Source organism: Bradyrhizobium sp. DN3, assembly GCF_041357655.1.
GTDB lineage: Bacteria > Pseudomonadota > Alphaproteobacteria > Rhizobiales > Xanthobacteraceae > Bradyrhizobium.
Genome location: NZ_JAULLN010000001.1, coordinates 605,064 through 628,381 on the forward strand (window position 1 = coordinate 605,064; position 23,318 = coordinate 628,381).

At 63.1% G+C, this 23,318-nt stretch carries 23 protein-coding genes and 1 tRNA gene; 8 read left to right on the forward strand and 16 right to left on the reverse strand.

Annotated features, from left to right (window positions below; translation table 11 throughout):
• Positions 1-23 precede the first annotated feature (23 nt).
• Positions 24-860: a universal stress protein gene (locus AAE027_RS02770; protein ID WP_370984909.1), complete on the forward strand. Its 837-nt coding sequence runs from the start codon at positions 24-26 to the stop codon at positions 858-860.
• Positions 861-878: 18 nt separating this feature from the next.
• On the opposite strand, the gene AAE027_RS02775 is transcribed toward AAE027_RS02770, so the two are convergent.
• The 9 genes from AAE027_RS02775 to AAE027_RS02815 form a co-directional block, all read right to left on the reverse strand.
• Entirely contained in the window at positions 879-1,091 is a 213-nt protein-coding gene (locus AAE027_RS02775; RefSeq protein WP_091892637.1) for a hypothetical protein, read from the reverse strand.
• A gap of 520 nt (positions 1,092-1,611) precedes the next feature.
• Positions 1,612-2,349, reverse strand: coding sequence for a ribulose-phosphate 3-epimerase (gene rpe / locus AAE027_RS02780; RefSeq protein ID WP_370984908.1), 738 nt, complete (start codon positions 2,347-2,349; stop codon positions 1,612-1,614).
• Positions 2,346-3,278, reverse strand: coding sequence for a CbbX protein (gene cbbX, locus AAE027_RS02785; protein WP_370984907.1), 933 nt, complete (start codon positions 3,276-3,278; stop codon positions 2,346-2,348). The genes rpe and cbbX overlap by 4 nt, the downstream gene beginning before the upstream one ends.
• A gap of 99 nt (positions 3,279-3,377) precedes the next feature.
• The gene (locus AAE027_RS02790) at positions 3,378-3,785 is read right to left on the reverse strand and encodes a ribulose bisphosphate carboxylase small subunit (protein WP_091892515.1); all 408 of its coding nucleotides are present in this window, start codon (positions 3,783-3,785) and stop codon (positions 3,378-3,380) included.
• A 10-nt stretch (positions 3,786-3,795) separates the two neighbouring features.
• Positions 3,796-5,256, reverse strand: a complete 1,461-nt coding sequence (locus AAE027_RS02795; RefSeq protein WP_370984906.1) for a form I ribulose bisphosphate carboxylase large subunit — start codon at positions 5,254-5,256, stop codon at positions 3,796-3,798.
• A gap of 29 nt (positions 5,257-5,285) precedes the next feature.
• On the reverse strand, positions 5,286-6,371 hold the full coding sequence (fba, locus tag AAE027_RS02800) for a class II fructose-bisphosphate aldolase (protein WP_128943178.1): 1,086 nt from the start codon (positions 6,369-6,371) through the stop codon (positions 5,286-5,288).
• A 12-nt stretch (positions 6,372-6,383) separates the two neighbouring features.
• Positions 6,384-8,402, reverse strand: a complete 2,019-nt coding sequence (gene tkt / locus AAE027_RS02805; protein WP_370984905.1) for a transketolase — start codon at positions 8,400-8,402, stop codon at positions 6,384-6,386.
• Between the two features lie 31 nt (positions 8,403-8,433).
• On the reverse strand, positions 8,434-9,309 hold the full coding sequence (locus tag AAE027_RS02810; RefSeq protein WP_091892525.1) for a phosphoribulokinase: 876 nt from the start codon (positions 9,307-9,309) through the stop codon (positions 8,434-8,436).
• 12 nt (positions 9,310-9,321) lie between these two features.
• Positions 9,322-10,359 (reverse strand): class 1 fructose-bisphosphatase, encoded by a 1,038-nt coding sequence (locus AAE027_RS02815; RefSeq protein WP_370984904.1) that lies wholly within the window; start codon positions 10,357-10,359, stop codon positions 9,322-9,324.
• A gap of 120 nt (positions 10,360-10,479) precedes the next feature.
• On the opposite strand from AAE027_RS02815, the gene AAE027_RS02820 reads away from it, so the two are divergent.
• Positions 10,480-11,457, forward strand: coding sequence for a LysR family transcriptional regulator (locus AAE027_RS02820; RefSeq protein ID WP_370984903.1), 978 nt, complete (start codon positions 10,480-10,482; stop codon positions 11,455-11,457).
• Between the two features lie 257 nt (positions 11,458-11,714).
• Here the strand turns inward: AAE027_RS02820 and AAE027_RS02825 are convergent, their stop codons facing one another.
• The 5 genes from AAE027_RS02825 to AAE027_RS02845 form a co-directional block, all read right to left on the reverse strand.
• Positions 11,715-11,924, reverse strand: a complete 210-nt coding sequence (locus AAE027_RS02825) for a hypothetical protein (protein ID WP_091892639.1) — start codon at positions 11,922-11,924, stop codon at positions 11,715-11,717.
• 138 nt (positions 11,925-12,062) lie between these two features.
• Entirely contained in the window at positions 12,063-12,482 is a 420-nt protein-coding gene (locus tag AAE027_RS02830) for a DUF4118 domain-containing protein (protein ID WP_370984902.1), read from the reverse strand.
• Positions 12,483-12,620: 138 nt separating this feature from the next.
• Complete coding sequence (locus tag AAE027_RS02835; protein ID WP_370984901.1) at positions 12,621-13,814, reverse strand: MFS transporter; 1,194 nt, start codon at positions 13,812-13,814, stop codon at positions 12,621-12,623.
• Between the two features lie 52 nt (positions 13,815-13,866).
• Positions 13,867-14,487 carry a TetR/AcrR family transcriptional regulator gene (locus tag AAE027_RS02840; protein ID WP_370984900.1) on the reverse strand — a complete coding sequence of 207 codons (621 nt, stop codon included), beginning with the start codon at positions 14,485-14,487 and terminating at the stop codon, positions 13,867-13,869.
• A 417-nt stretch (positions 14,488-14,904) separates the two neighbouring features.
• On the reverse strand, positions 14,905-15,864 hold the full coding sequence (locus tag AAE027_RS02845; protein ID WP_370984899.1) for an N-carbamoyl-D-amino-acid hydrolase: 960 nt from the start codon (positions 15,862-15,864) through the stop codon (positions 14,905-14,907).
• A gap of 234 nt (positions 15,865-16,098) precedes the next feature.
• On the opposite strand from AAE027_RS02845, the gene AAE027_RS02850 reads away from it, so the two are divergent.
• Together AAE027_RS02850 and AAE027_RS02855 are read left to right on the forward strand one after the other, a co-directional pair.
• On the forward strand, positions 16,099-16,323 hold the full coding sequence (locus AAE027_RS02850; protein ID WP_370984898.1) for a hypothetical protein: 225 nt from the start codon (positions 16,099-16,101) through the stop codon (positions 16,321-16,323).
• A gap of 218 nt (positions 16,324-16,541) precedes the next feature.
• Complete coding sequence (locus AAE027_RS02855; protein WP_370984897.1) at positions 16,542-16,868, forward strand: hypothetical protein; 327 nt, start codon at positions 16,542-16,544, stop codon at positions 16,866-16,868.
• 116 nt (positions 16,869-16,984) lie between these two features.
• On the opposite strand, the gene AAE027_RS02860 is transcribed toward AAE027_RS02855, so the two are convergent.
• Positions 16,985-17,149, reverse strand: coding sequence for a hypothetical protein (locus AAE027_RS02860; RefSeq protein ID WP_347338732.1), 165 nt, complete (start codon positions 17,147-17,149; stop codon positions 16,985-16,987).
• A gap of 676 nt (positions 17,150-17,825) precedes the next feature.
• Here AAE027_RS02860 and AAE027_RS02865 point away from each other — a divergent pair.
• The 3 genes from AAE027_RS02865 (at position 17,826) to AAE027_RS02875 (ending at position 21,836) form a co-directional block, all read left to right on the forward strand.
• The gene (locus AAE027_RS02865; RefSeq protein ID WP_370984896.1) at positions 17,826-19,877 is read left to right on the forward strand and encodes an ATP-dependent nuclease; all 2,052 of its coding nucleotides are present in this window, start codon (positions 17,826-17,828) and stop codon (positions 19,875-19,877) included.
• Complete coding sequence (locus AAE027_RS02870; protein ID WP_370984895.1) at positions 19,874-20,254, forward strand: UvrD-helicase domain-containing protein; 381 nt, start codon at positions 19,874-19,876, stop codon at positions 20,252-20,254. Before AAE027_RS02865 ends, AAE027_RS02870 begins: the two co-directional genes overlap by 4 nt.
• Positions 20,255-20,345: 91 nt before the next feature.
• On the forward strand, positions 20,346-21,836 hold the full coding sequence (locus tag AAE027_RS02875; protein ID WP_370984894.1) for a 3'-5' exonuclease: 1,491 nt from the start codon (positions 20,346-20,348) through the stop codon (positions 21,834-21,836).
• Between the two features lie 329 nt (positions 21,837-22,165).
• On the opposite strand, the gene AAE027_RS02880 is transcribed toward AAE027_RS02875, so the two are convergent.
• Positions 22,166-22,242: transfer RNA gene (locus AAE027_RS02880), tRNA-Pro, on the reverse strand.
• Between the two features lie 68 nt (positions 22,243-22,310).
• Here AAE027_RS02880 and AAE027_RS02885 point away from each other — a divergent pair.
• Positions 22,311-23,300 (forward strand): L-threonylcarbamoyladenylate synthase, encoded by a 990-nt coding sequence (locus AAE027_RS02885; protein WP_370984893.1) that lies wholly within the window; start codon positions 22,311-22,313, stop codon positions 23,298-23,300.
• The last annotated feature ends 18 nt before the right edge of the window (positions 23,301-23,318 follow it).

Here is a 23,318-nt window from a genome sequence, read left to right on the forward strand (position 1 = left end):
ATGATGTTCATCGGAGGCGCGCCATGTACAAAGACATTCTCGTCCACATCCCGACCGAGCGTCCGATACGTCCCGCGATCGATGGCTCGATCTCGCTCGCGGCACACCTCAACGCCCATCTCGACGCAGTCGCGGTCGGCTATATCGCAACCAGTGCGGCTTCCGTCATGGAGGGTGGCGCCGCCGTGGCGGCCGTATTCGAGCTGGAACGCGAGCGCGCGATGGAGCGGGCCGAGGCCGCGCTCGCAATATTCAGGAGCGAAGCGGTGAACGCGGGCATCTCCTACGCCTGCCACCCGCTCGGCGCGATCCCGATGGACGGAGCTGGCACGCTCGGCGAGATGGCGCGACTGCACGACCTCAGCATCGTGCTCCAGCCCGATCCGACGCAAGGCTCGTTCGACAATGACATGCCTGGCGAGATCCTGTTCCAGGCGGGCGGCCCGGTGCTGTTCCTGCCGTACACCTTCCGCGGGACCTTCAAGGCGAACCGGATCGGCATCTGCTGGGACGGCAGCCCCCTCGCTGCCCGCGCAATGCGCGACGCAGCCCCGTTCCTGGCCCGCGCCGAGGCAATCGTGATCATCACGATCAACGAAGCCGATGTAGCCTGCGGCGAAGCTTCAGCGACCAATCTGGCAAGACATCTCAGCCGGCGCGGGCTCTCGACCCGTACGGTCGGCCTGTCGGCCACGCGCGCCGACATCCAGCCCACGATCCTGTCTCTGGCGGCCGATGAGAGCCTCGATCTCCTGGTGATGGGCGGCTACGGCCATTCGCGATTGCAGGAGCGTTTTCTCGGCGGCGTCACCCGCGCCATGCTGGAGGCCATGACGGTTCCGACGCTGATGTCGCACTGAGCCGAGCCGGCCCGCCCGCTACGCCGCGGCAGGTGTCTTCAATGCGACGGCTTCAGCGACGTCCTCGCCGCCTTGTGCATTGCACGCGTCGAAATGCGCCTTGAGCTCGACTTCCGCGAGATATTCGAAATGTTCGGCCTGGCCGAGGAGCTCCCAGTTCTGGAGCGGCCGGTAGGCGGCCTGCTGACGACAGAGGGACGCCAGCGCCCGGTAGCGACGTACGTTCTCCATGAGACCCTCCCTCGCATTCACAGGGCTTATTGCCCGGATTTGCGTCAGGCCGATGGCGGTCATGCAAAAGTTTTGCTGCGCCCGCCGCGGCGCCGACTTCAGCTAGTTCTAGCAAATGCCCAAGGAAGCCAAAGTTCCAGTCGAAGCGGACTCTCGCTCTGAATTCCCGCCGCACCCATCAAGGGCTAGGCATAGAGGCGACGCTCGACGGTCACGCCGACGAGATCGAGATAGCTCCTCACGGCTGCCGAATTAGAGCACGAGCTGAGCGGGGATCAGCTCCGCGCCAGCCATGGGCAGTATTCCAATGGAGATATTGAATGTGCATCTACGCTGCAGTTATTAAACCACAGATTGTAGCGCGGCGCATTAATCGAACGCGTGCTTCGGCGCTCTTGGTTACCCTGGCATGAAGGGTGTTGCCGATTCGCGCTGGATTCTCCGTAGGACCCCGGAGAAAAATGCGCGCTATGAAGCGATCGATACCTCGGCGCAATCGCCTGGTGATGCTCTCCGTAGTCTACCGGATGCGCGCACTTTCTCCGACGCGCAGCGGCCGCGCGGCATTATCTTTCGTCTTTGGAACCCGGCCAGCCTCGGCGGCGGTGCGAATGGCCGCAATATTGGATGCGTATTCGGCGGCGCTCTTGCCGCGAAACACGGCGGACCCCGCCACGAGCGTATCGGCGCCCGCTGCAGCCACGGCAGCGGCATTGTCGCGCGTGATACCGCCATCGACCTCGAGCCGGATCGGCCGGTCGCCGATCATGGCCTTGATCCGTGCGATCTTCGCCAGCTGGGAGTCGAGAAAGGACTGGCCGCCGAAGCCGGGATTGACCGTCATCACCAGCACGAGGTCGAGGCGATCGAGCACATACTCGATCGCGCCCTCCGGCGTCGCGGGACACAGGCTAACGCCGGCTTTCCTGCCGAGCGCTCGGATCGCCTGAAGCGAACGGTCGAGATGCGGGCCGGCTTCGGCGTGCACCGTGATGACGTCCGCACCGGCCTTCGCGAACGCCTCGAGGTAAGGATCAGCAGGCGCGATCATGAGATGCACGTCGAAGACTTTCTTCGTCAGCGGCCGGATTGCCTTGATGACGTCCGCGCCAAAGCTGATGTTCGGCACAAAGTGTCCGTCCATGACGTCGCAATGGATCCAGTCGGCCCCGGCCGTATCGATCGCCGCGATCTCTTCGCCGAGACGCGCGAAATCCGCGGCCAGGATCGAAGGAGCAATGATCATCTCTCTCGTCATGATTTTGTACTCCGCGAGTCGGCGCCGCCGCTGAAGACGCGGCTCGCCAGGACGTCCATGGGATCGATGGTTTCGAGGTCGGCGACGTCGAGCATGCGATCGAGATCGGACACCAGGCGATCGGCCTGCCGCAAGCGAATGCGGTCGACGGCGTTGCGGATCGAGCGCGCATTGGAGAAGAACGGCTGGGTCCGGCGGAGCGCGATGTATTTTTCGAACGCCTCGCGCGCCGCTGCCGAGAAGCGATAGCCGCGCTCCTTCAGCATCAGTTCGGCGATGACGAGCAGCTCGGCTTCGGCATAGTCCGGAAATTCGATGTGGTGCGCGATGCGCGAACGGAAACCGGGATTGGAGGCGAAGAAGCTCGTCATCCGCTCGCCATAGCCGGCGAGGATCACGACCAGATCTTCGCGCTGGTTCTCCATCACCTGGAGCAGAATCTCGATCGCCTCCTGGCCGTAGTCGCGCTCGTTGTCGGGCCGGTGGAGATAATAGGCCTCGTCGATGAACAGCACGCCGCCCATCGCCTTCTTCAATATCTCCTTGGTCTTCGGGGCGGTATGGCCGATATACTGGCCGACGAGATCGTCGCGCGTGACCGAAATCACCTGCCCTCGCCGCACGAAGCCGAGGCCGTGCAGGATCTTGGCCATGCGCAGCGCTACCGTGGTCTTGCCGGTGCCGGGATTGCCGGTGAACGACATGTGCAGCGTCGGCGGCGCGGAGGCCAATCCCGCGCGCTGCCGAATGCGCTCGATCAACAGCAGCGAGGCGATCTGGCGCACGCGGTTCTTCACCGGCTTCAATCCGACCAGTTCCTGCTCAAGCTGTTGCAGCGTGTCGGTGATCCCGGCCGCTTCGGCCTCCTTGCGGAGATCGAAACTGGTCTCGCTGTGTTCAGTCGTCGTTGCGTGGGGCACATCGAGCATCGGCACCTCGAAGAAAAGGGCTTCGCCGCGGGGGGAGCGGCGAAGCAGTGGTCCGCCATGGATGCGGAGCAGGGAGAGCTCCGCGCGGAAGCGGATGCCTTAAGTTGACGCGTGCGCGGCCGGTCGGCGCACGGTGGTGTAACGGATTGCGCGGCCGCCCACCTCCTGCCGCACCAGCTCGAGCTCCGCTTCCTGCTTCGGCCGGTTGACGAGGAAGGAGATGCGCACCGATTCCCAGCCGTGGCTGGAATCGAAGCCGCTGATGCGGATGTAGCGGTCGCCATACACCCTGCGGCACTCGGCGAGCTCCATCATCACGCCGGCAGCATCCTGGAGATCGAACATCGGCAGGCCCCACATCTCCCAATAAGTGTTGCGGGGATGCGGATCGTCGGTGAACTCGATGTTCACAGCCCAGCCTTTGGCGAGGCAGTACTGCACCTGGCTGTAGATCTGGTCATCGGTCAGATCAGGCAGGTATGAAAAGCAGCCCTGGGTCAGTTTCATGTGAATCTCCTCAAACGGTTTCCAGCGCCGTCGGCACGAAGTCCGGCGTGTCGGTGGATTGATAGTTGAAGGTGACGTCCTTCCAGACTTCGAGCGCGGCCTTCAGCGGCGTGCAGGTCTCGGCCGCCTTGGCGAGGATCTCCGGACCTTCGTGGACGTAGTCGCGGCCCTCGTTGCGGGCGAGGATCATTGCTTCCAGCGCCACGCGATTGGCGGTCGCGCCGGCCGCAATGCCCATGGGATGGCCGATGGTGCCGCCGCCGAACTGCAGCACGACGTCTTCACCCAAGAGGTCGAGCAGCTGGTGCATCTGCCCGGCATGGATGCCGCCGGAGGCGACCGGCATCATCTTGTTCAGGCTCGCCCAGGACTGGTCGAAGAACAGCCCGTGCTCGAGCTTGGTCGGATTGAAGTCCTCGCGGCAGACGTCGTAGTAGCCGCGCGTGGTGTTGGGGTCGCCTTCGAGCTTGCCGACCACCGTGCCGGCATGGATGTGGTCGACGCCGGCGAGCCGCATCCACTTGGCGATGACGCGGAACGACACGCCGTGGCTCTTCTGCCGCGTATAGGTCGAGTGGCCGGCGCGATGGAGATGCAGAATCATGTCGTTGCGCCGCGCCCACTTCGCCATGGACTGGATCGCGGTGTAGCCGATCACGAGGTCGATCATGACCACGACCGAGCCGAGTTCCTTGGCGAACTCGGCGCGCTCATACATGTCCTCCATGGTGGCGGCGGTGATGTTGAGGTAGGTGCCCTTCACCTCACCCGAGGCTGCCTGCGCGCGGTTGACGCCCTCCATGCAATAGAGGAAGCGATCGCGCCAGTGCATGAAGGGCTGCGAGTTGATGTTCTCATCGTCCTTGGTGAAGTCGAGCCCGCCCTTCAGCGCCTCGTAGACCACGCGGCCGTAGTTGCGCCCCGAAAGACCGAGCTTGGGCTTGATGGTCGCACCCAGCAAAGGGCGGCCGAACTTGTCGAGCCGTTCACGCTCGACCACGATGCCGGTCGCCGGTCCCTGGAACGTCTTCACATAGGCGACCGGGAAGCGCATGTCCTCCAGACGCAGCGCCTTGAGCGGCTTGAAGCCGAACACGTTGCCGATGATCGAGGCCGAGAGGTTGGCGATCGAGCCTGGCTCGAACAGGTCGAGGTCATAGGCGATGTAGGCGAAGTAAGAGCCGGGCGAGCCGGGGACCGGATCGACGCGGTAGCACTTGGCGCGATATTTCTCCGCCGCGGTCAGGCGGTCGGTCCACACCACGGTCCAGGTCGCGGTTGAGGATTCACCGGCGACCGCAGCCGACGCCTCGATCGGGTCGACCCCGTCCTGCGGCGTGACGCGAAACAGCGCGATAACGTCGGTGTCCTTTGGCGTGTAATCGGGCTCCCAATAGCCCATACGCTTATATTCCATCACGCCCGAGCGATATCGTTCCTTGCCGCGAACGGTTCCTGTGTGTGCGTTCATGACTCTCTCCTGCTCTTCTCTCTGAATGACTAGGCAGCGACCGGTTCGCGGGCGTCGATGCGCGGATCAAGTTCGCCGGCGCGATAGCGCCGCGCCATCTCGCTCATCGGGACGACCTTGATCTTGCTGGCGTGGCCTGCCGTGCCGAACTGCTCGAAGCGCTCGCGGCAAAGCTCGCGCATCGCATCCATCGCGGGTTTGAGGAACTTTCGTGGATCGAACTCGGAGCGCGTTTGCGCGGCGACCTTGCGGAATACCGCAGTCATCGCAAGACGGCAGTCAGTGTCGATATTGACCTTGCGCACGCCGCTTCGGATGCCGCGCACGATCTCCTCGACCGGCACGCCCCAGGTCTGCGGCATCTCGCCGCCGAACTGGTTGAACATGTCCTGCAGCGGCTGCGGCACCGAGGACGAACCGTGCATGACGAGATGCGTGTTCGGCAGCCGGCGATGAATCTCCTCGACCACCCGCATCGCCAGGATGTCGCCATCCGGCTTGCGGCTGAACTTATAGGCGCCGTGTGAGGTGCCCATCGCGATCGCCAGGGCATCGACCTTCGTCGCGCGGACAAAATCGACGGCCTGGTCCGGATCGGTCAGCAGCTGATCGTGACTGACCTTGCCCTCGACGCCGTGACCATCCTCCTGCTCGCCGCCGCCGTGCTCGAGCGAGCCGAGCACGCCGAGCTCGCCTTCGACGGATGCGCCGACCCAATGGGCGAGGTCGACGACACGGCGGGTGATCGCGACATTGTAGTCATAATCGGCCGCCGTCTTGGCGTCGGCCTTGAGCGAGCCGTCCATCATGACCGACGTGAAGCCATGGGCTATGGCGGAGGCGCAGGTCGCCTCGTCATTGCCGTGGTCCTGGTGCATGCAGAGCGGAATGTCGGGATAGGTCCGCTCCAGCGCATCGATCATGTGCGAGAGCATGAGATCGCCGGCATAGCTGCGCGCGCCGCGCGAGGCCTGCATGATGACCGGCGCATCGACCTCGGCCGCCGCCTGCATGATCGCGATGCCCTGCTCCATGTTGTTGATGTTGAACGCCGGCACCGCGTAGCCGTGGCTGGCGGCGTGATCGAGCAATTGACGAAGGGTGATACGAGCCACGATTGATCCTCCTTATTGTTTCTTGCGGGCGATCGCCCGCCGGGCGGCTTCCGCAATGCTTTGCGGTGTGATGCCGAACTCGCGGTACAGCACGGGCGCCGGCGCCGAGGCGCCGAAGCCGCGCATGCCGACGAACTCGCCCTCGGTGCCGATCCAGCGCGGCCAGTCGCCCGCTACGGCCGCCTCGATGCCGACACGCGGTGCAGTACCGAGCACCGTGGCGCGGTAGTCGTCTGGCTGTTCCTCGAAGAGGGCGAAGCAGGGTGCAGAGACGACTGCTGCGCGGATGTGCTCGGTCGCGAGCAGGCGGGCCGCCTCCAGCGCGATCGACACTTCCGAGCCGGTCGCGATCAGCGTCACGTCGCGGCCGCCGTCAGGGGAGACGACGAGATAGGCGCCGCGCGCGACGCGATTTCTGCCGCGGACATCGCTGCGGAAGGTCGGCAAGGCCTGACGCGACAAGCACAACACGGACGGACGGCTCTCCGAGCTGAGTGCGCAATCCCAGGCTTCCAGCGTCTCCACCGCATCGGCGGGGCGGAACACCAGAAGGTTCGGAATCACCCGCAGTGCGGCGACATGCTCGACCGGCTGGTGCGTCGGGCCGTCCTCGCCGAGGCCGATGGAGTCGTGAGTCATCACATGAATCACGCGCAGCCGCATCAAGGCCGCAAGGCGAATCGCCGGCCGGCTGTAGTCGGAGAAGGCGAGGAAGGTGCCGCCATAGGGGATGAAGCCGCCATGCAGCGCGAGGCCATTCATCGCGGCAGCCATGCCGTGCTCGCGAATGCCATAGTGGATGTAGTCGCCGGCGAACGCCCCGCGCGTGACGGGAGCCTGCACCTTGGCGTGCGTGAGGTTCGAATGCGTGAGGTCCGCGGAGCCGCCGACCAGGCCCGGAATCGCCCCGGCGATGCCGTCGAGCACCTGTTGCGAGGCCTGGCGCGTTGCGATCTTCGGACGCTCGCTGGCGAAGCGCTCGCGCAACTTCGCCGCAGCGAGCGCATAGGCGCCCGGCAAGGCGACGGCCTTACCCTCGACGAACAGGTCGCGCTGCTCGGGCGTCGCACGTTCATAACGATCGAGCCAGGCGAGACGGGCGACCTGCCCGCGCTGTCCGATCATCCGCCACGCCTTCGAGATCGGGAGCGGCACCACGAAAGGCTGATAGTCCCAGCCCAGCGTCCGGCGCGCGGCCGCGGTCTGCTCAGTGCCGAGCGGCGCACCATGCGCCTTCTCGGTGCCCTGTCTATCAGGCGCGCCATAGCCGATGATGGTGCGGCAGGCGATCAGCGACGGCTTTGTCGTCTCCCGCTCCTCCGCGATCGCCTGTGCGATCGCTTCGGGATCGTGTCCATCGACGCGGCGCACCGACCAGCCGGAGGCGGCGAAGCGGGCGAGCTGGTCATCGGAGGTCGCGAGCGAGGTCGGCCCGTCGATGGAAATGCCGTTGTCGTCGAACAGCACGATCAGACGCGCGAGCTGGAGATGACCGGCGAGCGAGATCGCCTCCTGGCTGATACCCTCCATCAGGCAGCCGTCGCCGGCGATCACATAGGTGAAGTGATCGACGAGGCCGTCGCCATGCCGCGCATTGGCCATGCGTTCGGCGAGCGCCATGCCGACCGCCGTCGCAATCCCCTGCCCCAGCGGTCCAGTCGTGGTCTCGACGCCCGGCGTGTGGCCGTATTCCGGATGTCCCGGCGTCTTGGAGCCCCATTGCCGGAACGCCTTGATGTCGTCGAGGCTGACATCGCCGCCGGTCAGATGCAGCAGCGCATAGAGCAGCATCGAGCCGTGGCCCGCCGACAGCACGAAGCGGTCGCGGTCGGGCCAGTTGGGATGGGCCGAGTCGAATTTGAGGAAGCGCGAGAACAGCACGGTCGCGACGTCGGCCATGCCCATGGGCAGGCCGGGATGGCCGGACTGCGAGGTCTCGATGGCGTCCACCGCGAGGAAGCGGACCGCGTTGGCGAGATCGTTGTGCGTGACCGCCGTAAGGTCGGCTTCGGCATGAACCGAGATATTCATCGGATCCTCCCGTTGTTGTCGTTGCTGTGCATCACTTCAGGCTTCGCTTGCGCTCGATCAGCTGCATGATCAGCGGCGTCAGGATCAGTTGCATCGCGAGATCGAGCTTGGCGCCGGGGCAGACGATCGAATTGGCGCGCGACATCCAGCTTTGCGGCAGCATCGAGAGCAGATAGGGGAAGTCGATGCCGCGTGGATTCTTGAAGCGGATCACGACCATCGATTCGTCCGGCGTCGGGATCCAGCGCGCGATGAACGGATTGGAGGTGTCCACTGTCGGCACGCGCTGGAAGTTGATGTCGGTCTCGGTGAATTGCGGGCAGATGTAGTGGATGTAGTCGGGCATCCGCCGCAGGATGGTGTCGGTGACGGCCTCGGTCGAATAGCCGCGCGCGCTGCGATCACGGTGCAGCTTCTGGATCCATTCGAGATTAATGACGGGCACGACGCCGATCTTGAGGTCGGCATAGCGCGCGACGTTGACCTTGTCGGTCACGACGGCGCCGTGCAGGCCCTCGTAGAACAGCAGGTCCGAATTCTCCGGCAGCCGCTTCCACTCGGTGAAGGTGCCGGGAGGCACGCCATGCAGCGCGGATTCCTCGGCGTCGTGGACGTAGTGACGCGTCGTCGCAGTGCCGGTCTCGCCATAGTCGCGGAACGCGCGCTCCAGCTCCTCGAACAGGTTGGTCTCGGGGCTGAAATGGCTGAAGTGCTTGTTGCCGCGCTCGGCCTCCTTCGCCATCTGCGCGCGCATCTCGGCGCGGTCGTAGCGATGGAACGCGTCGCCCTCGATGTAGACGGCGTTGACCTTCTCGCGGAAGAATATCTGCTCGAAGGTCTTCTTGACCGAAGTGGTGCCGGCGCCGGAGGAGCCGGTGATGGAGATGATCGGATGCTTCCTGGACATGGGACGCCTCGCTCAGAGCCGGAAGAATCCGCGCCGCGCGAACAGCGGTGCGGAGACGCTGGCAACCAACAGGGGATCGCAATGCAATTCCTCGACCCGCCGCACCTCGTTGCTCGAGCCCATGATCAGCGGCACGCGCTGGTGCAGGCTTTGCGCAGACAGCTCGAGGATGCGCTCGCGCCCGGTCGTGGCCGAGCCGCCGGCCTGCTCGATGATCATCGCCATCGGGTGCGCCTCGTAGGTGAGGCGCAGGCGGCCGTCGCCATAGCCGGGGCGCGCGTCCGAGGGATAGAGGAACACACCGCCGCGGGTGAGGATGCGATAGGCCTCCGCGACCAGCGAGCCGATCCAGCGCATGTTGAAATCGTGGTTGGCGGGCCCTTCGACACCGGCGAGGCATTCGTCGATGAAGGCGCGCACCGGCGCATCCCAGTGCCGGCGATTGGACGCGTTGATCGCGAACTCCTCGCAGGCCTCGGAGATCTGCACGCCGCTGCGCGCGAGGCGGAAGCAGCCCGCCTTACGGTCAAGCGTGAAGATGTCGACGCCGTCGCCGAGCGTCAGCACCAGCGAGGTCTGCGGGCCGTAGGTGACGAAGCCCGCCGCGAGTTGCGCCGAGCCGCGCTGATGGAAGGCGAGTGAGAGATCATCAGGCGCCGGCAGGATCGAGAAGATCGTGCCGACGGTCATGTTGATGTCGATGTTGGAGGAGCCGTCGAGCGGATCGATCGCGACGCAGATGCGGCCTTCGCGGTCGACGATCTGCGCCTCGCGCATCTCCTCCGACGCCAGCGCCGCGATCGGCAGCCTGCCGAGGCAGCGGCGCAGGATCGCATCGGCCTGGACGTCGAGATCGCGCTGGACATCGCCGTCGCTGTTGCGGCCGGTCGTCAGGCCCGAGGCGTCGGCGAGATCGCCGGAGGCGATGAGGTCGGCGATCTCGATCGCCGCTGCCGCGATGGCATCGACTGCGGCCGCCACGGCGAGCGCGTGCGGCGCGGTCTCTGAGTACCGTTGAAGGTGGTCGTCCAGCCTGAGTTGCCCGGTCATCTGCGTCCATCCCCTTGCTGGCGCCGCATCCATTTCCCTCCCCCTTGGAGGGTCGATGCGGTCCGTCCCAGCACGACGAGATTGACAGGGCGAGCTTAATAAGGAAAATTTCTATTCATAATGAGCCTCAAAGAATTTTCTTATAATGGTCCCGGCCTTGCGGCGGCCCAGCTCCGGCATCTGACGATCCGGCAGCTGCGCTCGCTCGCGGCGCTTTCGGCCAAGGGCAGCGTGACGGCGGCCTCCGGCCATCTCGGGCTGACCCAACCGGCCGTGACCCAGCAGCTCCGCCAGCTTCAGGACCTCGCCGGCCTGCCGCTGGTGCAGCGGACCGGTGACGGCATGCTGCTGACGGAGGCTGGCAAGGAGGTGCTGGCGCTGGCCGAACGGGTCGAGGCCGCGATCATGGACTGCCAGGGCTCGCTCGATCTGCTGGCGGGGCGGACCGGCGGCACGGTGCAGCTCGGTGCGGTCTCGACCGCAAAATATTTCGTGCCGCACGCGATCGCGGCATTCTCGAAGCGCTATCCCAAGATCGAGATCAAGCTCACCATCGGCAACCGCGAGGAGATCCGCGAGGCCATGCACGGCTACGACCTCGATTTCGCCGTGATGGGTCGGCCACCGGCCGACGTCACGGTCGACGTCCGTCAGCTCGGGCGCAATCCGCACATCATCGTCGCGCGCAAGGGACATTGGCTGGAGAAGGATTCCGGCCTCAACCTGACCGATCTCGTGCACGAGACCTTCCTCACCCGCGAGCCGGGCTCGGGCACGCGGACGCTGATGGAAGGCATGTTCCAGAAGTCGGATCTCGAGCCGATCATCGGCATGGAGATGAGCAGCAACGAGACCATCAAGCAGGCGGTGATTGCCGGGCTCGGCATCGCCTTCATCTCGGCGCACACCGTGGCGCATGAGCTCGCCGAGGGCCGGCTCATCGTGCTCGACGTCGCCGGCCTGCCGATCGTCCGGCAATGGTACGTGATCCGCCGCAGCGACAAGGTGCTGCTGCCGCCGGCGCAGGCGATGTTCGATTTTCTGGGTTCGGAAGGCTCGAACTATCTGCCCGAGGTGCCCGAACTCGGCGGGCGATAGGCAGCCGAAGCTCAGCTCATCAGCTTCATGGCGATCGTCGCGATCAGAACCACGATGATCTGGAGCAGGCGCTCCGTCGTGAAGATGCGGTTGAAGGTGATCATCGCTTGCCCCGGCCGACGTGAAGGATCTCGATGAGCCGTTGCTAGCACAGGCGCGTGCCGAGACAACTCCATAATCGCCCCGTGGTGTCCCGTGCACGATCCGGCGATCGCAGCTTCGGCAAGATGGACCGAGGCCGCGCCGATGGTTAACAATCAGGCCGCGAGTGGGGCGGCGTAATCCGCGCGTGCCGCGAAATAGGCTTCCAGCTCCGACAGCGCCCGCGCTTCCCAATCCCTCGCCTGCTCCAGCAGCGACCAGCTCTGGCCCGGACGGAATGCAGCGGTCTGGCGATAGAGCGATGCGATGCCGCGGTAGCGGCGCACGTTCTCCAAGATGGCGTGACCGGTTATTTGGCCGTTCATGTCCGAAAACTCCCTCGTCATTCCCGCGGGAGAAACTGCGGCCAAATCTTTTTCGAAAAGTTAGCGGCGCGCGGCAGGCTCGCGGATGGTTGCCGAACTGTTGCGCGCGCGCAACGCGTACGGTCGTGCAAAGCCGACTTATTGCGGATTCGTTGCCGCGCTCTCGCCCGGGCGCTTCAGCCCGCAGCGGCTGACGATCGCCATCGTCTCGCGGCAGAGATCGGCGAGGCCGATCAGCAGCACGGCCAGCAGGCAGAACAGGTTGATGGAATCGGTGTTCGCGCTGGTCAGCGAATTGAACTCGAAGAAGGGCGGCATGAACGCCCACCACACCAGCGGAACGGTCAGCAGCGTGGCGAGGGTCGCCGCCGGCACGCCTGCGACAAGCCCGAGCACGAAAAGGCCGGGCAGGAACGCCGCGAAATAGAGTTTTGCGCCAAGCGCGACACAAATCCCCTGAAGCATCGCCGACATCCCGACGACCACGAATCCGAGCAGAAACGCCTGCCACGACCATGGCCGTACCTGCGGTACGCCAAACAGCCCCGTACGCCTCATCAGCCTCCCCCTGCCGCCTGTTAACCAGGTCCGCTTCCGACCAAAGTACTACAGCGGCGGCCGGACCGCGAGCCGGAAATTGCGGCCTCGCGGGGTTGGTAAACGGGCCGTATCGCACAATTCCGGCCATGCCGGCGGCTACTCGGTCGCCGCATAGAGCAAGCCGGCCACCGGCAGGGCAAGGCCAATGGCCGATGCCATCGTCCAGCCGCCTTGCGCGAAGGCGAAGGCCCCGAGCGCGGAGCCGGCGGCGCCAGCGGCGAAGAACGTCGCCATGTAGAGGCCATTGAGGCGGCTGCGGTGCTCGTGCCCGAGCAGGAAAATGGCGCGGAAGCCCAGCACCACATTGCCCTGCACGCCGATGTCGATCGCGATCGCGGCCACTGCCAGGCAGGCGAGGTTCAGCAGCGATCCGGCCGCGCCGACATGCGTGATCAGGAAGCCGAGGGCCGCGAGCAGCATCGCGACCAGCGTCGCGATTCGGCTATGGCCGCGATCGGCGAGCCGTCCTGCGATCGGCGCCGCGAACACGCCGGCGACGCCGGCGAGCGCGAACAGCGCGATGCCGCGTTGGGTGAAGCCGAACGCGTTCGCGAGCTGGAGCGGCGCCACCGTCCAGAACAGCGTGAAGCAGCCGAACAGGCTCGCCTGGTAGAGCGCGCGGCGGCGCAGCAGCGGCGTCGTGCGCACCAGCTGCGGCATCGACAGCAGCAACGCGCCATATTGCATCCGCGCGACCGGCTTGCGCGTCGGCAGCGTCACCCAGAGCACGGCTGCGAGCACGATCATCAGCGCGGCCGAGCCGAAGAACACCGCATGCCACGATAGCGCCGCCGTGACGAAGCTCGACACCGGGCGCGCCAGCATGATGCCGAGCATCAGGCCGGTCGAGACGTTGCCGACGACGCGGCCGCGGACGGCCTCCGGCGCCAGATGCGCGGCATAGGGAATGATGATCTGCACCGCGACCGAGCCGAGCCCGATGAACAGCGCGGCGATCAGGAACGGCAGCGCGTGGGTCGCGAACGCCGCGGCAAGCAGTGCCGCCGCCCCCAGCGCGATGACCGAGCAGATCAGCGAGCGGTTCTCAACGAGGTCGCCGAGCGGCACGATGAAGAGAAGCCCCACGCCATAGCCGATCTGCGTCATGGTGACGATCAGCCCGGCGGCGGCATGCGACAGGCCGAGCGCAGCGCTGATCGGCGCGATCAGAGGCTGGGCATAATAGATGTTGGCGGCGACCATGCCACAGGCCGCGGCAAGCACGAAGGTCAGGCGCTGCGACACCGCATCTGGCCCCGGCGCGGTCTCGATCGTGGCATTCATCGTCATTCGCATAGACTCCAGGAATAGGGAATGACTATTCCCTATTATGACAAAAAATTCAGGCGAGCAGCTTCATCGCGACGGCGACCAGACGCATCCCGTCGAGCGGCAGGCGCGCCTTGCCGACGACGCGCATGCCTTGCGTGATGCAGATCATCAGCCGCGCGGTGTCGTCGGCGGCGACATGGCGGGGAATCGAGCCATCGGCCTGCCCCTTGCGAATGAGGCCGGCGATGAAGCCTTCGTTTGTCTTGAGCTGCGCATTGACGCGGGCGCCGACCACCGGATCGAGCGCGGACAATTCGACCGCGCTGCCGACGACGAGGCAGCCGCGCCGCCCCTCGGGGCCCTGGGAATGCTCGACATAGGACAGCAACACGTTGCGGATTTGCTCGCGTCCGTTCGCGCCGCGCGCCGCAGCGCTGCGCGTCTGCTCCTGGCGCAGCGTGGTGTAGCGTTCGAAGGCGGCCAGAAACACGGCATGCTTGTCGCGAAACGCCTTGTAGACGCTCCCCGTCGCGAGCCGCATCGCCGCGGTGAGGTCGCCGATCGAGGTGGCATGATAACCGCGCTCGCGAAACACGCGCACGGCCCTGTCGAGCGCGGTGTCCATGTCGAACTCCCGGGGACGGCCGGGCGGACGAGCGGCGGACTGAGATCGGCGGGCGGCTTTTTGCATCGCAGCATGATAGGGAATGAACGTTCCCGAATAAAGACACTTGGTTGTGAATGGACGGGCGGCGGAGCGCACGCACAAGCAGACCACCACGCTCGTGTCCCGGACGCACAGCAACGCACCAGCGTTGCTGCGCAGAGCCGGGATCCAGATGGCGGCACGGAATGCTCGGAGACATGGGCCCCGGCTCTGCAGCGCATCGCTGAAGGGCGCTGCGCTGCGTCCGGGGCACGAGAGAAGAGTGAGGCATGCTCTCTCAACGTCGTCATTGCGAGCGCAGCGAAGCAATCCAGAATCCCTCCGCGGAAGGACTCTGGATTGCTTCGTCGCAAGGGCTCCTCGCAATGACGGAGTATGGAGCATCGGCTCCGCCGGGACGACATCGGAGAAGCAGCGTCGCAAGGTAAGGCACGAGGCCAATCACGCCCTCGGCGGCACCGGCGTCCCATCCGCCATGGTGGCCACGCCCTTCCGCTCCACGATCATCCCATAGGCCCGTGGCCGGCGGTGAACGTCGAAATTGAACGTCGTCCGCTTGTAGGAATTGCAGAGATCGAGATCGCAGCGGGCGATCGCGATCTCGTCGCCGTTCGTCGTGCAACTCGCAACGATCTCGCCCGAGGGCGCGATGATGCAGCTGCCGCCGATGTGCTCCACGCCCTCCTCGATGCCGGCCTTGGCGACGCCGACCACGAAGGTGCCGTTCTGATAGGCGCCGGCCTGCATCACCAGATGGTTGTGAAACAGCGAGAGATGGTCGTGCTCAGGTGCGGGCGGATTGTGCACTGGCGTGTTGTAGCCGATCAGCACCATCTCGACGCCCTGCAGGCCCATCACCCGGTAGGTCTCGCTCCAGCGGCGGTCGTTGCAGATCGCCATGCCCATTACGCCATCGAAGGCGCTGGTCACACCGAAACCTGCGCCGGGCTCGAAATAGCGCTTCTCCAGATGCTGGAATTTGCGCCACGGCTCGTGCTCGGGATGGCCAGGCAAGTGGACCTTGCGATATTTCAAGACGATCGCGCCGCTTCTGTCGACCAGGACGGAGGTGTTATAGCGCCTGACAATCCCGGCCTCGACCGTCAGCTCGGCATAGCCGAGATAGAACCCGATGCCGAGCTCGCGCGCGAGGTCGAACAGGCCTCGCGTCTCCGCCCCCGGCATTTCGCGCTCGAAGAATTTGTCGATTTCGGCCTGATCCTCAAAATACCAGCGCGGAAAGAACGTGGTTAGCGCGAGCTCGGGATACACGATCAGGTCACAGCCGTCTGCGTGCGCCCGGCGCATCATGGCCATCAACCGCGCCACGACCTCGGTCCTCGTCTCGCTTTTCGCGATCGGGCCAAGCTGACCGGCCGCAACATTCACAAATCTCGCCACGCGTCGTTCCTTCATTCACTTTGCGGTTCGTCGATACCGCGGCAACGCCCTCGACTTCGCTGGGAGGAATCAAATTCTGTGCCTGCAGGTCTCATCATACGATTGCGCGCTAAAACAAGGGAACTTCGTTGCCAATCTGCAACGGTTCCCCACCGTCTGAAGCCGGACAAGAGAAACTCCCATTCCGGCCACGAACCGCTCTCACAACGCCGTGAGACCAGCAGGGGAAATACGATGCGTGCACAGCGCGTTTGGAAAGTGAATGGGGCCGCCAGCATCGGGCAGCTCCAGTCGAGACTGGACGAGCTGAACAAGCGGCTCGGCCAGCTCGAAAGCCAGCATCTCGAGAGCTGGAAGATCGAAGAGCTGAGATCGAGCGCGCTCAGCCTGTCGCGCGAGATCGACGACATCCGCTGCGCCGAGGCGACGGCCGCCCTGAGCGAGTTGCTGCGCAAGTAATCAGGGCAAGTCATCAGGCCTTTGGCGATTCGCGCGTGCCGCAAGGAACCAACCTCGCGCACCACCATTTCCATGCTGAACATGGAGCAAGATCATGACCAGGCACCTGACGCGGGCCCATCTTGCGCGCGGCGTCACCGGCGCGATTTCCACGCTGGTCCTATGCGCGGCGGCTGCATTCACCATCGCGCGCCACTTCGCGCCGTGAGGGATTTCGCATGACGTCCGACCCCGAGGAGTCGGTGAGGCTGCAAGGCTATGGCGAGATGACGTTGCGCACCGCGATCGCGACGCTGATGGCGCTCGCGCCGCGCAACCGATCCGACGCCGCCGTCTTCCGCGTCCGCGACGGCTCCCGCCTGGCCACGCGCGAGATCACCGACCTCGCCTCGGAATGGGGCATGGCACCGTTGGCCGACGTCAGGTCGCCAAGTCTCGTCCCGGCCCCGCACTGGCCCGACATCGTCCGCGGCATGGTGCGCGAGGCACCGCTGCCGTCGCTGATGCTGGCTTTTTTGGTCGGCGTGCTGGTGGCGCGGCGGTGATCTGCTATGCCTTGCGGCCGAGGCCGCTGCCGTAGGCGACGCGGGCCAAGCCGCCGAAACAGGCGACCGCCAAACCAACTGAATCCAAGGCTCGCAAGCGCCCAGGAGACACGGTGTCAGGCGGCCGCGCGGCCCGATTTCGCGCGTTGCTCCAGCGCGTTTATCGTCGACACGAGATTCTCACGTCGCGCGCGAAGGTTCATCGCTAGCAACGGATAGGACGGGTCCTTCACGTCAAACACCCCGGCCTTGGCCTCTTCTTCGAGGATGTCGGAATTCATGAGCTGAACGCGCCACCACAGATCCGCAATCAGCGCGCTGAGCCGAAGCGCTCCAGTGGAGCCGAAACGGGACACTTCTTTCATTGTTTTGCCTCAACCTGAAACAGTCCCTCCGCTAGGGGCTGCCTTTGGTCATGACTGAGCAAACGGAGTGCCAGGGCTGCGGGCCGGTCAGATGCGCCACCCTGCACGGCCTCGTGGCCTGCGCAGGATCGACCGCAATCGGCGTGGACGGAAAACGCCTTGGTCGGCGCGAGCCATGCCACGCGCACAGACGTCCCTGCTTGGGCCAAATCGGCCGTGGACCCGCCCCGAAAATCGTTGCAAAAAGGCGCTCCCGAGGCGCCGGCGGCCGGTCTGCCAAGACTCTGGGAATACGTCGACTTTTGGAAGAATGGTCGGAGTGGCAGGATTCGAACCTGCGACCCCTGCGTCCCGAACTATATACGCCACCAATACACCATTGATATTGCGTCAATTTTTGCCCTCATTAGGGTACACCCTTCTCGTTTCGTTCACGTTCATTCTGTACCCAATCTGTACCCCGCCATAAGCGCCCCTCCGAATTGTTGATCGCGACTCGTGAAGACCTCCCTTAGGTTGCACGCTCAATTGGACGGCCATTCCAAGCCGTATCGATAATCGTGACGTCTAGATTACGTGAGCGGAGGTCCATGTGAAGATCGACGAACTGAGGCTTTGGCATTTCCGCTGTTTTGGTTCGTCCGATCTAGCCACTGACGAAAAGCCAGATCCCAAACCTGTGGTCATTTCGCTCGACCCCGAGATTACCGCCCTCATTGGTCGGAATGGCTCGGGCAAATCCGCGCTGCTAGAAGCGCTGCAGCGGTTATTCGGGGAAACGCGCGACGAACGTAACGTGCGCCCCGCGGATTTCTTTGTTCCGCCCGGAGAAACTATCGATAGCGTCGCTCTTCGAAAAGCGTACGTCGAGGTTCTGATCTCGTTTCCGGAACTCGCACAGGGGGCAAAAGAAAGCGAAAGCACCGTTCCAGCTAGCTTCAAGAACATGATCGTAGACGGTCAGGGAAAAACACCTATTGCGCGCATCCGACTGGAAGCAACGTGGCAATCGTCCGGCACACTCGACGGAATCATTGAAGAAGACGTCTATTGGCTGCTGACCTCGGCCGAGGTGCCATTTGGAGAACCAACCGACACCACGATCAAACACAAAATGAATGCGGCGGACAGAGCAGCCATTGCGGTTCGTTACATTCCAGCATCGCGCGACGTGACCGCACTCACCAAGCTGACAGTAAGAAGTCTCGGCCGCAGTTTAATGCAGTCTGTCATTTGGAAAGATGAAGCGAAGATCAAGAGATTAGTGGAGGAAGCCGGGGCAGCGCTAGACAAAGAAGACGCGCTGCTGCGCGTGAACAAGGCCATCGACCGCTGTTGGACTGAACTAGAAGCGGCAGACACCGAAACGACAGCCCGTCTTGCGATCATGCCCCCGGATTTCCAACAAATCGTGCGGGCCGCGACCGTCGTGCTCGAACCTGATGCAACCGGACGCGCTCTGGGCATCGAGGATTTAAGCGACGGCCAACGCTCGCTGTTTCATTTCGCGCTAGTTAAATCGCTATTGGACTTCAAGTTGTCGCTAGAAGCTGAGGTAAAGGCTGGGAAGAAACCGCCGTTTGCCGCTGAATTCATGCGAGCTCCAGCGTTAACGATTTTTGCCTTCGAGGAGCCTGAAAATCATCTTGCGCCATACTTTCTAGCGCGACTGATAACTGAACTCAAAACGCTGACGGTCACGCCTCGCGTTCAAGGCTTGATGACCAGTCATTCTCCCTCAATTGTAGGAAGACTAGACCCCAAATCACTGCGGCATTTGCGTCGCCAGCCCGCGACAGGCATTTCACTGGCATCGGCCCTGAAGCTTCCCGACGATGGAGACGAAGCCGCGAAGTTCGTTCGAGAAGCAGTTCGCGCTCACCCGGAGATATACTTCGCCCGGCACGCCATCTTTGGGGAGGGAGCGTCTGAAGAGATCGTACTACCACGCCTTGCAGAGGCACTGGGCGTCCCTATCGATCGCTCTTTTGTTGCGATTGTTCCGATTGGTGGGCGGTATATCCAGCATTTTTGGCGGCTCGTGCACCAGCTAGGTATTCCACATAGCACCTTGTTGGACTTTGATCTCGGTCGCAGCAGCGGCGACACATTACAAGTCAAAGCGATCGCGGAAGCGATGGAAAGCTATGTCGCCGATCAATCAGAGGCCGACAAAAAGAACGTCGCGACGGCAAAGTCGTGGAAGCGGCAGACGGATTGGGCCAGTTCCTGGACGCTGGAAAATCTAAAGAGTTGGGCCGATTGCTTCGAACATCACGGCGTCTTCTTCTCATGGCCGCTCGATCTCGATATGGCCATGCTCCACGCATTTCCAGATGCTTATAAAAAGTTGCCGGAAGGAGCCAGAGGACCACAGAAGCCGAACGAAGCAGACAAACAGAAGGCTGCTGCAGAGCGTGTCCTTGGTTCGGATGGCTTTGGAAGTGATCCTTATGAGGGAGGCCCGTACATGGCTCTATTTCCATGGTATGCCTACCTTTTCTTGGGCGCACGCGGGAAGCCCGCTGCTCATCTTGGAGCCCTGGCCCAACTGGACGATGCATCGCTGAAAAAGGACTGTCCTCCCGTCTTGAAGCGTCTGGTCGAGAGAGTCGCCGGTCAGCTCGCGGGGCCCTTACCGTGACCGGTCAAGGCCTCGTGGATCCGGAAAATTGGAAGCCGGTGGGCATACAAGGCCTCGAACCGGATGCAATGGATGCCGTTCGCGCGACAGGCAATACGTTGGTGACTGCTGGGCCGGGTGCAGGCAAAACCGAACTGTTGGGCCAACGCGGGGTGTATCTCCTGCAAACTGGAGCATGTGTTCACCCACGACGAATACTAGCTATCAGTTTCAAACGCGACGCCGCAAAGAATCTTCGCGAACGATTTCAACGTCGATGTGCGAAGGAGCAAGCAAACCGCTTGGATTCGATGACCTTCGACGCTTTCGCGAAGATCATTCTGGATCGTTTTTTTTCGAGCATTACCGGACTTATGGGCCATTCCGTCCGGCTATGAGATCAGCCGCGTACTAACTCGAGATCAGTTCAACGAATTTTTGCGCTCTTCCGCCGACGGCCTGTCCGATCCCAATCATGCTGCGCACTGGGTGGCGAAGGAACTGAACGGAAATCCAACGCGAAGCCAAATTTTGGGCGTCGCTCAAAGCGATTTCAATCTGGCTATTAATGATGTCACGTTGCACCCGCTGATTGCACCGAATGCAGCGGCGTTCGTGCAATTGGTGTACATTCGACAATCGATCACGAGGAAGCCAGCGTCACTGACGTTCCCATTAATTGGTCGATTGGCTCAGCTAATCGTCGATACCAATCCTCAGATTAAGAATGCGTTTCTCGCGACTTATAGTCACGTTTTTATGGACGAATTCCAAGACACCACCAGCGTTCAATATGGCTTGATGAAGTCGATCTTTGGCGACTCCGAGACCGTCGTTACTGCCGTCGGGGACGACAAACAGAAGATCATGGGGTGGGCCGGTGCACAGGCCGACAGCTTTGGCGTTTTTCAGAGGGACTTTCTCAAGGGGGGAGCGCCTAAAGGCGAGAGGCACATCGCCCTTCAACTAAATTATCGAAGTAACGCCCGGATCGTCGAAATCTTGAATACGTTGAAGAACAGGCTTGCCCCGAATGAGCCGGACTTCAAGGCTGCTCGCCCTGCGCCGAATCTTCCTCCCGAAAAAATTTGTGCCGTAATCTATAGTCCTAATGCAGACAGCGAGTCGAAAGCCTTAGCGTCCTTTGTTCAATCCGAGCTTGGCCAGGGGACATCTGCACGGAATATCGGTCTCTTGGTCCGGCAAAAAGCTAGCGAGTGGGAAAAGAAGCTTACCCCGGAGCTAGCCGCTCTAGGGGTCACTCTCCGCAACGAAGACCGTGACGTAGGTGGCGCCTCGATTCAAGACTTGATGACCGAACCCTACGCACAGGTTATCGTCGATGCGTTAGATTTGCTTTCGCGAAGGCGCGGAGGCGGTGCATGGGTCCGAGTGCTTGAGCACTATGCTGGGATGGAGGGCATCCTAGCAAATGAAGACCCCGAGGGCATGCAGGACATCTCCACAAAGCTTGGCGAATTCCACGTTCAAAACCAAATTGGGAAACCTGACGACACGGTCGAAAAGTCCCAAGTCGAAGCCTGCATCGATAAGATCGAGGCGTTTTTCGGTTTAGGGTCATTGAAGGCATTGGCTCCGCAGTATCTACAAGGCGATTTTTTCGACCGCATTCGTTCCGCGACCAAAGCGTTTCTTCTCGAATGCGGCGGCGCTAGGTGGAGCGACATGCTGTCCCGCTACCGCGGAGACAATCAGGTCCCACTGATGACAATCACGAAAAGCAAGGGGCTCGAATACGACATCGTGGTGCTACTGGGTCTAGACGACGAGCAATGGTGGAGTTTCAAGAATAATCCTACCGAGGGCCACTCAACTTTTTTCGTAGCAGCGTCTCGCGCTCGCGAGCGCTTGTTCATGACGATATGCAAGGGCCAGGGGACGCAGAAGATCACTGAGATCTACAAGCTTCTACAGGATGCAGGTGTGAAGGGCGTAGAAGCGCACAATTGGAAGGCCTGATTACAGATACAAAAGCAAACGCCGTTTGCCCGAATTCAAGCAAGGGCGACAGACCGATGCGCTCATTGAAATGCAAATGCGCCTTGTCCCATATCCATGAGCTAGGTAGAGCACGACCTGAGCGCCCTGCGTGCAACACGCACGGCATGCCAGAAGGGCCGCCTAAAAGATGAGACACAAGACAAATGCGGCGAGAAACTCGCGATGCAGTTCTAATTTTTCTTAGTGAGCAGGCCGAGATTTGCTAAATCTGTACCCCAACCTGTACCCTGCGCTCAGGTTGAGCAAAGAAGCAAAAAGAAAATCTAAAGCATTTCAATGCTTTAGAATGGTCGGAGTGGCAGGATTCGAACCTGCGACCCCTGCGTCCCGAACGCAGTGCTCTACCGGGCTGAGCCACACTCCGACAAGAAGGCGGCTTATAGCGTCGGGTTTGGCGCACCGCAAGCGGCCGAGTTGAGGAATTTTATCCCTGTGAAAACGGGTCTTGAAACGCTGATTTTACCGGCCGGAGAGGCTGCCGCCGCGGCCGCGGCCCGGACGCTCACGGCCGGCGGGCTGGTCGCGTTTCCGACCGAGACAGTCTATGGGCTCGGGGCGGATGCCGCCAATGCCGCCGCGATCGCCCATCTCTACGCCGCCAAGGGGCGGCCCGCGTTCAATCCGTTGATCGCCCATGTCGCGGACGTTGCCGCCGCGCGGCGGATCGGCCGGTTCGATGCACGCGCCCTGAAGCTCGCGGAGGCGTTCTGGCCGGGGCCGCTGACGCTGGTGGTGCCGAAGACGGACGACTGCCCGGTGGCCGATCTCGCTACCGCCGGCCTCGACACGGTCGCGATCCGCATCCCCGCTCATCCGGTGGCGCAGGCGATCCTGCGCGCTTTTGGCGGGGCGGTGGTGGCGCCGTCCGCAAATATCTCCGGCCATGTCTCGCCGACGCTGGCCGCCCATGTCGAAAGCGACCTTGCGGGGCGGATCGACCTGATCGTCGACGGCGGGCCCGTCGAGGTCGGCGTCGAATCGACGATCGTCGGCTGCTTCGAGACATTGATGCTGCTCCGCCCCGGCGGGCTGTCGCGTGAGCGAATCGAGGCGGTGCTCGGCGCGCCCTTGGCGCGGCCGCCCGCGGAGGCCGAGAGCGAGGACAGCCAGCCGCTGGCGCCGGGCATGCTGGCCTCGCATTACGCGCCGCGCGCGGCCGTGCGGCTCAATGCGCGCGAGGTCGCGCCGGGCGAAGCGCTGCTGGCCTTCGGCCCGGCACGTCCGCCTGGCCTTGATGCCGCCGCCGCTGTCATGAATTTGTCGCCCGCCGGTGATCTCGATGAAGCCGCGGCCAATCTGTTCGGCTATCTTCGCGCCCTCGATGCCAGAGGGCCACGCGCGATCGCCGTGATGACGATCCCCGAAGAAGGACTCGGCGAAGCGATCAACGACCGGCTGCGTCGGGCTGCGGTTGCGCGATAAGAAGCTTGAGAAGAGACA

Coding starts and splice junctions, on each gene's coding strand:
- tkt (WP_370984905.1), bottom strand. CDS start 8,402: ATGAATATCTCGGTTCATGCCGAAGCCGACCTTACGGCGGTCACGCAC.
- AAE027_RS02855 (WP_370984897.1), top strand. CDS start 16,542: ATGACGTCCGACCCCGAGGAGTCGGTGAGGCTGCAAGGCTATGGCGAG.
- AAE027_RS02770 (WP_370984909.1), top strand. CDS start 24: ATGTACAAAGACATTCTCGTCCACATCCCGACCGAGCGTCCGATACGT.
- AAE027_RS02850 (WP_370984898.1), top strand. CDS start 16,099: ATGCGTGCACAGCGCGTTTGGAAAGTGAATGGGGCCGCCAGCATCGGG.
- AAE027_RS02860 (WP_347338732.1), bottom strand. CDS start 17,149: ATGAATTCCGACATCCTCGAAGAAGAGGCCAAGGCCGGGGTGTTTGAC.
- AAE027_RS02815 (WP_370984904.1), bottom strand. CDS start 10,359: ATGACCGGGCAACTCAGGCTGGACGACCACCTTCAACGGTACTCAGAG.
- AAE027_RS02825 (WP_091892639.1), bottom strand. CDS start 11,924: ATGAACGGCCAAATAACCGGTCACGCCATCTTGGAGAACGTGCGCCGC.
- AAE027_RS02840 (WP_370984900.1), bottom strand. CDS start 14,487: ATGCAAAAAGCCGCCCGCCGATCTCAGTCCGCCGCTCGTCCGCCCGGC.
- AAE027_RS02835 (WP_370984901.1), bottom strand. CDS start 13,814: ATGACGATGAATGCCACGATCGAGACCGCGCCGGGGCCAGATGCGGTG.
- AAE027_RS02795 (WP_370984906.1), bottom strand. CDS start 5,256: ATGAACGCACACACAGGAACCGTTCGCGGCAAGGAACGATATCGCTCG.
- AAE027_RS02830 (WP_370984902.1), bottom strand. CDS start 12,482: ATGAGGCGTACGGGGCTGTTTGGCGTACCGCAGGTACGGCCATGGTCG.
- AAE027_RS02790 (WP_091892515.1), bottom strand. CDS start 3,785: ATGAAACTGACCCAGGGCTGCTTTTCATACCTGCCTGATCTGACCGAT.
- AAE027_RS02820 (WP_370984903.1), top strand. CDS start 10,480: ATGAGCCTCAAAGAATTTTCTTATAATGGTCCCGGCCTTGCGGCGGCC.
- AAE027_RS02775 (WP_091892637.1), bottom strand. CDS start 1,091: ATGGAGAACGTACGTCGCTACCGGGCGCTGGCGTCCCTCTGTCGTCAG.
- cbbX (WP_370984907.1), bottom strand. CDS start 3,278: ATGCTCGATGTGCCCCACGCAACGACGACTGAACACAGCGAGACCAGT.
- AAE027_RS02810 (WP_091892525.1), bottom strand. CDS start 9,309: ATGTCCAGGAAGCATCCGATCATCTCCATCACCGGCTCCTCCGGCGCC.
- rpe (WP_370984908.1), bottom strand. CDS start 2,349: ATGACGAGAGAGATGATCATTGCTCCTTCGATCCTGGCCGCGGATTTC.